Origin of the sequence: Streptomyces sp. NPDC007896, from assembly GCF_042959425.1 — a bacterium.
Lineage (GTDB): Bacteria > Actinomycetota > Actinomycetes > Streptomycetales > Streptomycetaceae > Streptomyces.
The window spans coordinates 330,154-343,110 of sequence record NZ_JBIBKX010000012.1; the positions used below are offsets into that span (position 1 = coordinate 330,154).

At 71.0% G+C, this 12,957-nt stretch carries 7 protein-coding genes; 6 read left to right on the top strand and 1 reads right to left on the bottom strand.

Going from position 1 to position 12,957, the window contains the following annotated elements:
• Positions 1–27: 27 nt before the first annotated feature.
• Positions 28–1,647, top strand: coding sequence for a bifunctional 3-(3-hydroxy-phenyl)propionate/3-hydroxycinnamic acid hydroxylase (locus ACFZDJ_RS34655; protein WP_391064807.1), 1,620 nt, complete (start codon positions 28–30; stop codon positions 1,645–1,647).
• An 87-nt stretch (positions 1,648–1,734) separates the two neighbouring features.
• Here the strand turns inward: ACFZDJ_RS34655 and ACFZDJ_RS34660 are convergent, their stop codons facing one another.
• The gene (locus tag ACFZDJ_RS34660; RefSeq protein ID WP_391064810.1) at positions 1,735–2,220 is read right to left on the bottom strand and encodes a MarR family transcriptional regulator; all 486 of its coding nucleotides are present in this window, start codon (positions 2,218–2,220) and stop codon (positions 1,735–1,737) included.
• A 109-nt stretch (positions 2,221–2,329) separates the two neighbouring features.
• Between ACFZDJ_RS34660 and ACFZDJ_RS34665 the strand changes: the two genes are divergently transcribed.
• From ACFZDJ_RS34665 to ACFZDJ_RS34685, 5 genes are all read left to right on the top strand, one after another.
• On the top strand, positions 2,330–3,874 hold the full coding sequence (locus ACFZDJ_RS34665) for an MFS transporter (protein WP_391064813.1): 1,545 nt from the start codon (positions 2,330–2,332) through the stop codon (positions 3,872–3,874).
• Positions 3,875–3,978: 104 nt separating this feature from the next.
• Positions 3,979–4,410 (top strand): DUF6069 family protein, encoded by a 432-nt coding sequence (locus ACFZDJ_RS34670; RefSeq protein ID WP_391064816.1) that lies wholly within the window; start codon positions 3,979–3,981, stop codon positions 4,408–4,410.
• 275 nt (positions 4,411–4,685) lie between these two features.
• Entirely contained in the window at positions 4,686–5,300 is a 615-nt protein-coding gene (locus tag ACFZDJ_RS34675) for a hypothetical protein (protein ID WP_390941324.1), read from the top strand.
• A 274-nt stretch (positions 5,301–5,574) separates the two neighbouring features.
• On the top strand, positions 5,575–10,956 hold the full coding sequence (locus ACFZDJ_RS34680; RefSeq protein ID WP_391064819.1) for a hypothetical protein: 5,382 nt from the start codon (positions 5,575–5,577) through the stop codon (positions 10,954–10,956).
• Between the two features lie 248 nt (positions 10,957–11,204).
• Positions 11,205–12,725 carry an FAD-binding protein gene (locus ACFZDJ_RS34685; protein WP_391064822.1) on the top strand — a complete coding sequence of 507 codons (1,521 nt, stop codon included), beginning with the start codon at positions 11,205–11,207 and terminating at the stop codon, positions 12,723–12,725.
• Positions 12,726–12,957: the final 232 nt, after the last annotated feature.

Genomic DNA, 12,957 nt, shown 5'->3' on the forward strand with positions numbered 1-12,957 from the left:
CGAGGCCCGACCCGAGCGGAGAAGACGATGCACACCTCACCCACCGACGGCCACGCCGATGTACTGATCGTGGGATACGGGCCCGTCGGCCAAGTGCTGGCGCTGCAACTGGCCGGTCGAGGCCGGCGGGTGACCGTCGTCGAGCGGTGGCGCACCGGCTACCCGATGCCGCGCGCCGTGGCCTTCGACAGCGAGGGCGCCCGGATCCTGGCCGCCGCCGGCATCGGTGAGCGGATCGGCGAGATCGGCGAGCCGTCCGGCGACTACACCTGGAAGAACGCGGCGGGGGACGCGCTGCTCCACATCGACGTGGCCGAGCGGGGCCGGTGCGGCTGGCCGGAGTCGACCTCCATGTACCAGCCGGCCCTGGAGGCCGCGCTGGTGGAGCAGGGAGCCACCCTGCCGGAGCTGACGGTGCTCCGCGGCGAGGAGGTCGTGGCGATCACCGACCACGGTGACCGGGTGGAGGTCACCTCGCGCGCCCCGGACGGTCCGGAACGGGTCCACAGCGCGAGCTGGGTGGTTGGTTGCGACGGTGCCAACAGTTTCGTACGCCGGGGCATCGGCACCGCGATGGCCGATCTCGGCTTCTCGCACGACTGGCTGATCTGCGATGTGCTGCTGCACGAGGAGCGTCGGTTCCGGCCGAACAATCTGCAGATCTGCGATCCTCGGCGGCCGCGCACCTCCGTGTCGGCAGGCCCCGGCCACCGGCGCTGGGAGTTCATGCGAGCGGCCGACGAGACGGTGGAGGAGCTGAACACGGAGAAGAGCGCCTGGCGGCTGCTCGAGCTCTTCGACGTCCACCCGGGCAACGCCACGCTGGAGCGGTTCCACGTCTACTCGTTCTCGGCCGCGTACGCCCAGACCTGGCGCTCCGGTCGGCTGCTGCTCGCCGGTGACGCCTGCCATGTCATGCCGCCCTTCGCCGGCCAGGGCATGACCGCGGGTTTCCGCGACGTCACCAACCTGTCCTGGAAGCTGGACGCGGTGCTGCGCGGCACGGCCGGCGAACAACTGCTGGACAGCTACCCGGTGGAGCGCCGCCCGCACGCCAAGCACGCCATCCAGATGTCGGTGAACCTGGGCCGGATCATCTGCCAGACCGACCCCAAGGCCGCCGCCGACCGGGACATGGTGATGCTGGCCACCGCCGAACGGCCGGTGACGGCAGCCGCCGCGCAGCAGCGTTCGCCCCTCCAGCCGCTCACCGGCGGTCTGCTGGACCTGGGCGAGAAGGGCCGGCCGGTACGCCCGGCCGGGGTGCTCACCCCGCAGGGCCGGGTCGCCCGCGGGGGACGTGCGGGCTGGTTCGACGAGGTGGCGGGGGAGGGCTTCGTGCTGATCTCCACCGAGGACCCGGCGGCTCAACTGTCCGACGAGGACCGGGAGTTCCTCGACACGCTCGGCGCCCGGCTGGTACGGGTCCTGCCGCAGGGTGCCGACCCGCACACGGCGGACGAGGGCGCGGTCGTCGACACTGACGGCGTGTACCTGCCGTTCCTCGCTGAGACCGGCTCCACGGCCGTACTCGTACGGCCCGACTACTACGCCTTCGGCGGCGCCGCGGACCGGGCGGGGCTGGCACGGCTGGTGGCTGGTTTGAGGGCGGGGCTGGCGGCGCCCGCGCCGTCGAGCGCGGGCTGACCCCGCCGCAACACCCCCTTCGGCCCCGGGGAGGCGAAGCCTCATCCCGGGGCCTTTCACCTTCGGTCGTCCCCTCGGCCCGATGCGTCAGATGCGTGAGGAGCGCCTGCGGGGCGGTTGCTCGCACTCGGCGAACGAGGACAGCCGCCCTTCGACGAGCCGGCTGAGCGCCTCCACGAAGGGCCCGCGCAACTCCTCGGGGAGCGTGCCGAGCACGTCGTTCTGGATGCCGGACACGATCTCGTTCGATCGGGCGAGGAGTTCGAGACCTGCCGGGGTGGCCTGGATGATCCGGGCCCGGCGGTCGATGCTCGACGGAACGCGCTCGGCGAGCCCGTCCTTCTCCAGCTTGTCGGTCAGGACGACCATCGTCGTCTTGTCCAGCCCGAGCGAGTCGGCGATCTGCGTCTGCGTCAGATCGCCGGAGACGGCCTTGTGCAGGATGCAGTGCGCGCGGGGAGTGATGCCGAGGTCGCTGAGGCCGGCGGTCATCTCCGTCTGCAGCGCGTGGCTGGCCCACGACAGCAGAAACGTGAGGTCCACCTCGGGTGGGGCGGCAACGGTTGGCTTCATGGCGCCCATGATAGCCGAAAGGGCAGAAGCTTTTTATTTTGTAGTAGACGATTTCGAACGTGACTATATGCTACGGTCCCGTCTGTTGTCCCAACCAGGAGGCGTCTCCATGTCCCAGCCCGCCCAGCCGAGTTCCGGCAGTCGCTGGCTCGCGTTCGCGGTGCTCTGCGCGATGCAGTTAATGGTCGTCATCGACATCAGCATCGTCACCGTGTCCCTCCGCTCCATCCAGAGCGACCTCGGTTTCACCGAGGCGCGGCTGGCCTGGATCACGAACGCCTACACCATCGGTTTCGGCGGACTGCTGCTGCTCTCCGGACGGCTCGGCGACCTCATCGGCCGCAAGCGGATGTTCGTCTCCGGGCTCGCGCTGTTCACGGTCGCCTCGGCACTGTGCGGCGCCTCCCAGACGCAGGAGATGCTGATCACGATGCGGTTCCTGCAGGGAGCCGGGGCTGCGATGGCCAACGCCGTGATCATGGGCATCGTCTTCACGATCTTCAGCAACCCGGCGGAGCTCGGCAAGGCGATGGGCATCTCCGGCTTCAGCCAGGCGGCCGGCGCATCGATCGGCATCCTCTTCGGCGGTCTGCTCACGGACGGCATCAACTGGCACTGGGTCTTCTACATCAACGTCCCGATCGGCCTGGCCGCCCTGCTGATCGCGGTCCGCTCGATCCCCTCCGACCAGGGCATGGGCCTGGACAAGGGCGCCGACTTCCTGGGCGCCGTCCTGGTCACCGCCGGAATGATGCTCGGCGTCTACACCATCGCCACGATGAGCGAGTACGGATGGGGTTCCGGGCACACCATCGGCTTCGGCCTCGGCGCCGTCGTCCTGCTCGGAGCCTTCGTCGGCCGCGCGGCCACCGCTGCCCAGCCCCTGGTCCCGCTCAGCATCTTCCGCTCGCGCAACCTCTCCGGCGCCAACGTCGTCCACCTCCTCCTGGTCGGCGGCACCATGTCGTTCAACATCCTGATCGCTCTGTACCTGCAGGAGGTCGCGGGCTACTCCCCGGCCCAGACCGGCTTCGCCTACCTGCCGATCGCGATCGCCGCCGGCGCCTGCGCGGTGACCCTGTCGGCCCGGCTCAACATGAAGTTCGGGCTGCGCAACATGATCATCGCCAGCCTGGGCCTGGTCGTGGCAGGCGTGCTGCTCGCCCTCCGGGCGCCCACCGACCCCGACTATGTGCTGGACATCCTGCCCACCGCCGTCCTGCTCGGTGCCGGCAGCGGTCTGGCCATGCCCGCGGTCATCATGATGTCCATGCAGGTCCGCTCACCCAGCGAGGCCGGTCTCGCCTCCGGCCTGGCGGGCAGCGCGGGCACGATCGGCGACTCGCTGGGCATCGCCGCCCTCACCGCGATCGCCGCGGCGCACACCCAGAGCGCCCTCGACGACGGCGCAGACGTCAAGACCGCGCTCGCCGACGGCTTCCGCCTCTCCTTCGGCGTCGGGGCCGCCCTGCTCGGCGCCGCCATCGTGGTGGCCGTCACCGTGCTGCGCGAGGTGCCGATGGGCCCGCCCCCGGGTGCGGGCGGCCCGGGCGGACCCGGCGCCGAGGGCATGCTCGGCGAGGCGGGCGCCCCCGGATCGCAGGACGCGCCCGGTGTGCCGCCGTCCGCCGACCCCGAAGGTGTCATGCCCTGACACCAGGGCGCTCGCCCTGGGCGCCCGGTCCGGCTCAACCCTTGCCAAGAACCGCGCGGCGGCCACGCCGCGGTGAAGTTTCGTCCCCATCGAAGGAGAATTCCATGACGTCCCCCACCACGGCCGCCCCCTCCGCAGCCGCGTCGACGGTGAAGTCCCGCGCCATCGCGGTCGGCGCCGCGACCGTCGCCGCTGTCCTCGTCTGGGCCCTGGGCAAGGCCTTCGGGGCCGAATACGAGGTCGCCCAGGGCGACGGCAAGGACCCCATGACGGTCAACGTGGGCCTCGTCGCCATGTTCGCGCTGATCTCCTCGCTGCTCGGCTGGAGCCTGCTGGCCGCACTGGAGAAGTTCGTGCCCGCCAGGGCGGCCACGATCTGGGGCGTCGTCGCCGCGGTCGTCCTCGTCGCCTCGTACGCAATGGTCTTCTCCGCCGACACCACGGGCGGCACCAAGGCCGCGCTGGCGCTGGTCCACACCGCGGTGGGCGGCGTGCTCATCCCGCTGCTGTGGCGCGGCGCCCGCCGGGGCGCCTGACCCGCCGCCGGCGCGGGCCGGCAAGCCGCAGAGCCAGTGCCGACCGTCCCCGAGACGCCGGTCGGCCCATTCCCGGAGGAGTGGTGAATCCCCCGTCGCCCCCTCCACCCCAGTCCGTCGTCCGCCCGGCTTTCCCGGGCGGACGGCGGACTTCTTCGTGTCAGCCCGCCCAATGGTCGTGCGATTGCCGGGGCGTTGCCGCCGCGTGCGACGCTCGCCCGGACCGGCGCAGTGCACCGATCCGGGCGCCGGGACACAAGGGCTGAGGACGGGTGATGGGACGGACGAAGACAGTGCGCGGCGAGCTCGGACGACCGCCCCGGCCTGCCGGGGTGGTCGTCCGGTCGATGTGCTCGGTGCTGGTGGCCCTGACGGTGGTGACCGCCGTCCTGGGCACGGCCCTGTGGCATGAGCGGCAGGCGGCGGCCGACGACAGGCCCACCGCCACCGCCAGCCTCGGCGGGCTCGACGTGGTGCCCGGCCCTGCCGACTGGGCAGCCATGGCCGACCACTCCATGGACGGCCAGAACGGATACCAGATGCCCTCGGCGATGATGCCGGGGGCGCCCGAGGGCGACGAGATGCGGCTGGGCATCCCCATCACCCTGACGAACAGCACCGGCTCGGTGCGGCAGTTCGACCTCGCCCGGGAGTTCTCGCTGAGCGCCGGCAGGGGCGGCGGATCACGGCGGCTGCACTCCGACACCCTGGGGAAGCTGCCCAGACTCAACGGGGGCAGCGCGGTACGCGGCGTCCTCTACTTCGACGTCGAACCCCCCAAGGCGGGCGACCCGCCGCTGAACCTGGTGTGGAAGCGCGACGGCGACTCCCGGCGGATGACCGTCCGGCTGCCGGGCCGGACACCCGCACAACACCAGCACGGCTCCTAGGCCCTGTCGTCAAACTCCCGTCTGCCCCGCGACGCCATGCACGCGCCCCCAAGTTCTCAGCTTCGCTCGCACAGGGAGGGACCCCCTTCGCCGCACCGGGCACTGACCCAAGTACGTCCAGTACGAGGGCCTGTGCCCGGCACGCCGAGAGCACGCACCTGACGCCGCAGGGCCCGCCCTCCGGGCGGACGACGGGAATGTGACGACAGGCCCTAGCCGTGTCTCAGAGGACCCGACTCCTCGGCCCTCCATCCAACCGACAAGGAGACCCGCCATGCGCCAGCCACCGGCTGCGCCCGCATTGGGGCCGGACGAAGGGCGGGCGGCCGGTCCGCCCGCCAGAGGCCGGCCGGACCACCCCGTTCTGACCGCGCTCGGCCGCAGCCTCGGCCTGATCACCGTGCTTGCTCTGGGCTCGGTGTCATGGCAGCACTGGGCCGTCTTCCCGGCCGACGGCGGCCCGGCCGCGCACGGCCCGTACCTCCTGGCCGACCTGGCCCTCGCGCTCTACGCGGCCGCGACCGCCGTGCTGCTGGTCCAGTGGGCCCGGCGCGCTGTCGGCCCGCGCTTTGCGGCGCGTTGGGAGAACGTGGTCGTCGCCTGCGCCACGGCCCTCACCATGACCGCCCTGTTCGTCCCGCTCGCCATGGCGCAGGCCGTCCTGCACCGGGCGCTGGGAGGCGCGGCCGGCGGTCACCACCACGGGGCGGGCGCGCTGCCCGACGACGGCGCGATGGGCCTGCTGCGGTACGGCGTGGGCCAGGCGGCCCAGGTCGAGGTCGCGATCCTGACGCTGGCCCTGCTGGGCGCCGTCCCGGCCCATGTGTGGCTCGCACCGCGCCGCTGGGCGGAGTCTCGCCGTCATGCCCGTAGCGGGCGCTCCGTCTTCGTCGCCCTGCCGGCGCGTCCTCGACGCCATGCCGTCGGGATGCGCCTCGCCCTCGTCGCCGCCCTGTCGGCGGCGCTGCTGGCGCCGGTCGGCAGCGCGGTGGCCGAGCCCGGTACACAGCGGTCGGCCGGCGCCGGCAGCTGCGCGACCGCGCCCCAGCGGGAGTTCGACGTCAGCGCCATCAACGTCGACATCACCGTGGACCGGTTCGGCGACCACGACCCGTACGGGATGATGTACGTGCTCGACGGTCGGCTCGACGCGGTACGCGAGCAAGAGGCCGCCCTGCTGCGTGCCTCGAAGCTGCCGAAGAACGATCCGACCGCCGCGAAGGTCTCCGTCGGCCTCGGCCAGGACGCCATCCAGCCCCTGGTGATCCGCGCCAGGCTCGGCGAATGCGTCGTCATCAACCTCACCAACAAGCTGGAGAAGGCTCCCCGCAGCGGGTCGTTCGGCAACCCGGCGATCGTCCAGCCCGGCGGCGTCCCGTCGGTCTCGGTCGACATGGCCGGCGTGGCGTTCGACGCGGCGGGGGGCGCCGGGGGCCAGGCCGTGGGGAAGAACCCGGAGTCGGCGATGGCCGCGCCCGGGCAGACCAAGCAGTACCGGTATTACCTCGATCCGCTGATGGGCGAGGGGGCCAAGGTGTTCCGCAGCGGTGGAGATTCCACCCAGATGACCGCCCACGGCCTTTTCGGCACGCTGATCGCCGAGCCGGTCGGGGCCCGCTGGTACGACCCGATGTCCGGCGCGGACCGGACCGACGAAACCTCCTGGAGCAACTGGGAGGCGATGATCAAGCCGGCCGACGGCAGGTCATTCCGCGAGTTCACGCTGATCTACCACGAGATCGGCGACGAGGCATTCAACCTTCGGCGGCCGCTCCGGGAGAACGACGAGGGCATCCCGTTCGGCGGCGACGACGGCAAGCCCCACGGCGACCAGGTGGAGTACGGCCGGCCGTTGCCCATGATCGACACCCGGCCGCCGTCCGCGGCCATCCCCAACGAGGGCGGCGGCGGGACCGCTTCGTACCGCCCAGGGAGCCGGGCCATCAACTACCGCAGCGAGCCGTTCATGCGCCGGCTGCAACTGGAGGCCGCCCGCGGCGCCGCCGTACAGCGTGCCAACAAGTCCCTGGCCTACAGCTCCTACACCTACGGCGACCCGGCCACCCCGATGCCCCGCTCGTACCTGGGCGAGCCCACCAAGACCCGGCTCGCGGACGCCGGCGTGGAGCAGCTGCACGTGCACCACGTGCACGGCGGCGGCACTCGCTGGTGGCTCAACCCGGGTGCCGACGACACGACGATGGGTGCGGGTCTGACCAAGAACCCGGTCCAGAAGGCCAAGTCGGTGCGGCTCGACTCGCAGACCGTCAGCCCGCTGGAGTCCTTCAACCTGGAGCACGAGTGCGGGGCCGGCGGCTGCCAGCAGGCGGCCGGCGACTTCCTCTACCACTGCCACATATCCCAGCACTACGTCACCGGGATGTGGGGACTGTGGCGGGTGTTCGACACCGCCCAGCCCACCCTGGCCCCGCTGCCCGGCCGGGACGCCGCGCCCGACGCGGTGAACTCCGCGGGACTGCTCGGCAGGACCGTTCTGGGCAAGAAGGTGGTTCTCGCGAAGGATCTCACCGACCCCACTGCCCAGGTCGCGCTGGAGAAGCTCGTGGAGGACGCGCTGCCCCCGCAGGGCACGCGCTGGCAGAGCGGGAGCGGCTCGGACCCCGACGACGCGACCGTCTGGGACTGGCGCAAGGGCGGCACCGACGAGTCACCGGTCTATCTGGGGGAACCCGAGACCACCGCGGTCTGGGCCGACTACCGTTCGCCCGACCCGGGTGAGCGGCCGGAGATCCTCTTCAACCCGCTCACCGGAAGACCCGCCTACCCGATGCTGCGGCCCCATCTCGGCCAGCGGCCGCCGTTCGCACCGAATGGACACGCCGGCGCACCCGGGGTGGGGGAGACCGTCTCGGACGACCGCCCAGGCGGACTCTGCCCACGCGGCGCCAGAGTGCGGGACTTCGATGTGACCGCTGTCCCGGTCTCAGTACGGGCCACCGCCCGGGAACGGGATGACAACGGTGAGATCTACGTCCTGAACGAGGACAAGGCCGCCGTCCTGGACGGGAGGAAACCCGTCGACCCGCTCGTCATCCGGTCCAATGTCGGGGACTGCGTGGCGATCACCTTCGGCAGCGAACTGAAGACGTCCGTACAGGCCAAGGCGAACATGCACACGCACCTCGTGCAGTTCGACCCGCTCGCCTCGGACGGCGTCGTCGCCGGGTTCGCCTTCGAACAGGGGGTGTTCAGCACCGCCAAGGAGAACCGCACCCTCGTCTCGCAGGACGCCCCGGAGAAGGTGACCGTCTCCCAGCTCGGTCAGCTGCGCACCGGGGTATCCGTCGCAGTGGGCGTCGGCCGGTCGGACATCGAGATCAGAACGATCAAGGCGATCGACGGCGACCAGCTCACCTTCGACCGGCCGTTGGAACACACCCACGAGGCCGGTTCACCGGTCACCGTCGAGTTCGTCCAGTACCGCTGGTTCTCCGACGCAGACTCGGGCACGGTCTTCTGGCACGACCACGTCGACGGCATGACCTCCTGGGCGCGCGGTCTGTTCGCCGCGCACATCATCGAGCCCAAGGGCTCGGAGTACCGCGACCCGGTCACCGGCGCCGAGGTCAGGAGCGGCACCATCGTGGACATCGTCAACCGGTCCGGAGGCTCGGTCGGCTACGGCCAGTCCGGTTCGTTCAGGGAGTTCACGATCTTCCTGCACAACGGGCGAAGAGGCAGGGGTGAGCTCTATGAGCCGCCCTCGGCCACCGGACTCAACCCGTTCAACCAGGGACAGGAGTGCGAGGAGGGCTCCATCAACCTGAGAGCCGCCCCCCTCGGGGAGCGGACCCCGCCGGGCGCCACCCCGGCCGACCCCAGGACCACCGACCAGCGCCAGGAGTACAACGGGGCCCGCTGCCGCAACGCCACCAGCAGGGCGCCGTACACGACGGGCAACCCCGACGCGACCACCGCGCGTGCCACGGTGACCACCGTCGACCCGTATGTCTTCTCCTCGGTGAAGTACGGCGATCCGGACACCCCGCTGTTGCGGGCGTACGCCGGTGACCCGGTGGTGATCCGTACCGTCGGGGTCAACGACCGCGGCGAGGCACTGCGTATCCAGGGTCACCGGTTCCGGCTCGAACGCTTCAACGGCGACGGGCAGTTGACGGACACCGCGACCACGGGAATCTCCGAACGGGCCGACTATGTGCTCGACGGTGGCGCCGGCGGACCCAAGGCCAGCCCGGGTGACTATCTGTACTACTCCACCCGGACCTTCGCCCTGGAGAGCGGCGCCTGGGGGTTGTTCCGCGTCCACGACAAGCGGCAGAGCGATCTGCTGCCCCTGCCCGGACGCCCGGAGCCGCCGAACGGGGACGGCTTTCCCAGGCAGAAGGCGGCCACCGGGGACACCCAGAGCGACCCGGGCCCGGCGCCCGCCCCCGCCTACACCGCGGACGGTGAGCCGGACACCACGGTGGTCACCTCGACAGCCACCGGATGCCCTGCGGGCGCCCCGAAGCGGCACTACGCGATCTCGGTGTTCGACAAGACGCTGCCGACCGCGCCGTTCCAGGACACCGGCGGTGTCGTCTACGCCCTCACCTCGGACGTGGCCGCGATCAAGTCCGGTGCGAAACCGGTCGAACCCCTGGTGCTGCGCGCCGACAAGGGGGACTGCCTCACCATCACCCTGAAGAACGAGACCTCACCCGACTCCCTCTACGGGGGCAGACGGGCCGGGCTCGACATGAGCAAGCTGGTCCGCAACCAGCAGCTGTCCGCCGGTTCCGCGGTGGGTCTGAACCCGGACTCCACGGTGGCCGTCGGCAAGACGATCACCTACACGTTCCACGCCGACCGGGAGCTCGGTTCCTCGCTGTTCCAGAACCTGGGCAGTCCGGCCTCGCTGCGGCACGGCGCGTACGGCATGCTGATCGTCGAACCGAAGGGCTCGACATGGTCGGACAGCGAGACGGGCGCCCGGCTCGACGCCACCCGCACCAGCACCGAGGCGATCATCCGGGCACCGGGCGGGCGGAAGTTCCGGGAGTTCGCACTGACCATGCAGAGCACGGACCAGCACTTCTCCCGCAGCATCACTCCCTACGGCGACCAGGTGGCGGGCAACGGACTCAACAGCCCCGACGCCTTCCTGCGGCCGGTCGCCCCGGTTCCCGGCGCACCACCCGGCACCGGGAACAACAGCGGTACGTTCGACAAGGCCTACAACCACGTCAACTACCACAGCGAACCTCTGACCGTACGGCTCGGGCTGACCGCCAGCGTCGACGACTTCAGCCGGGCGAACGTCATCGGTTCCTACGGCGCCGCCTTCGGCTCCGCGACCTATGGTGACCCGGACACCCCGGTGTTCAGGGCCAACTCCCGCGATCCGGTGGTGTTCCGGGTCGGGGTGGGCGCCTCGGACCAGCTGCACTCCTTCACCGTCGGCGGGCACACCTTCCCGCTGGAACCGGGGATGAAGGGCTCGCAGATGATGTCAGCCCGTACGATCACCGCGGGTGAGACGATCGACGCCCACCTGGGCCTTGCGGGGGGCCGCGCCGGATACACGGGCGACTACCTGTTCCAGGACGCCCGAATGCCTTTCGCGGCGGCCGGCATGTGGGGCATCTTCCGGGTACTGCCGCCCGGCGACAAGGACGCCCCGGCGCCACTGTGATCTATTCGTGAACACCTGAGAAAAGCGCCGAAGCGCCCTCGGTTCCGAGAGGACCGGGGGCGCTGCCGTATCCGCGCCCGGAATCGCGCGACAGAATCCCGAGAGGGAATCTCGCGAGGGAATCTCGCGAGGGAATCTCGCGAGGAAAGTTCGATACGGAACAGGGGGAATTTAGGGGATGCCATGTCGCTCTCCCGCTCATTACATTCTCATCGTTTGCACAGCGGAACAGAAGGACGGGGAGTATCTTGATCAGCAGAAGGTCACTCATCCGCGCGAGCGCCGGCGCCGGACTGGCAGCCGTGGCCGTCGGTTCGGGAGCCGCACCCGTACACGCCGGGGCCCGTGACAAGTGGAGCAGGCTGCGCGCGGCGGTCCAGGGCGACGTGGTGCTGCCCACCGACGACGGTTACGCGCTCGCCAAGCAGGGGCAGTTCATCCAGTTCGACTCGATCAACCCGGTGGGCGTTGCCTTCTGCGAGACACCCGAGGACGTACGCGCCTGCATCCACTTCTCCCAGGCGCACGGGATCCCGCTGCGGGTACGCAGCGGCGGGCACAACCTCAACGGCTGGTCGACCGGCGAGGGTCTGGTCATCGACGTCGGCCGGATCGGACACGTCGCCGTCACCGGTTCCACGGTCCGGGTCGGCCCCGGCGCCCAGTCCGTCGACGCGCTGTCGGCCCTCGCCCCGCTGGGCAGGCAACTCCCCGTCGGCACCTGCCCCACGGTCCGGGCCGGCGGCTTCGTCTCCGGCGGTGGCGTAGGTTTCCAGACCCGCAAGTTCGGCATGGCGTCCGACAGGGTCGTCTCGGCTCAGGTGGTCCTTGCCGACGGCCGGATCGTGCGCTGCTCCCCGACGGTCGAGCCCGACCTGTACTGGGCGGTGCGCGGCGGCGGTGGCGGCAACTTCGGAGTGGTGGTGGACCTGGAGGTCCGGCCCATCGATGCGCCGCGGCTGGTCACGTACCACACCATGTGGTCGTGGGACGACGCCGCGGCCGTGACAGCCGCCTGGCAGGCTTGGATGCTCGATGCCTCCCGGGACCTGGGCTCCTCGCTGTTCGTTCTGCCCGCCACGGCCGGCGGCAACGGCACAGAACCGCTCATCAGGATCTACGGCGGCCACCACGGCACGCCGGCCGCTCTCGACGCGGCGCTGGCCGAACTCACCGAGCGGGCCGGCGTGCAGCCGATCAGCAGCACCACGCACGACGACAGCTTCGGCGACGGCATGAGGAGCCTGTACGGCTGCGGCGAGCTGACGCTCGACCAGTGTCACCGGACCGGCAGCCAGACCGGCGCGAAGCTGCCCCGTACGCCCTACAAGCGGCAGAGCTTCCAGCTCAGCGACCGTGCCGCCACCTCCGCGGAGCTCGGTGACCTGATCGACGCGTACAACGCACAGGGCGCCGAACTCCCGTACCGCTACATCCAGATGTTCGCCCTGGGCGGGGCCGCGAACGACGTCTCGCCGGGGGCCACCGCGTACGTGCACCGCAGCGCCCGGTTCCTCATCGGCCTCCAGTCCTGCGACATCACCCCGGAGCCCGCGCCCGAGGTCCTGGCCAAGCACACCGCATGGGCGGACCGCGCGGCCACCGCCCTGGCGCCGCTCTCCAGCGGCTCGTACATCAACTTCCCCAGCTCCCGGCTGAACACCGACTGGGGCCGGTCCAACTACGGTGCGAACTACACCCGACTGCGCTCGGTCAAGAAGAAGTACGACCCTTGCGGGCTCTTCCGGCACCCGGGCGGCGTCGCCTGACCGGACCGTGCGGGGTGCGTCGCTCACGCCGCGAGCAGTTCGGACAGAGGCTCGGCCGGGGTCTCCCGGCCGAGCCTCTGTCCGTGGGGGGCTGTCGAGTTCGGCGGCGACGGCGCTGAGATGCTCGCGGCTGCGGCGCGGGGCCGCCCGCTGCGGACCGGTTCGGCCGCGATCGTCCGGACGGCGGCCTTCTCTCGTAGCCGGTCGGCCCTGTGGAGGCGATCGGCCTCGG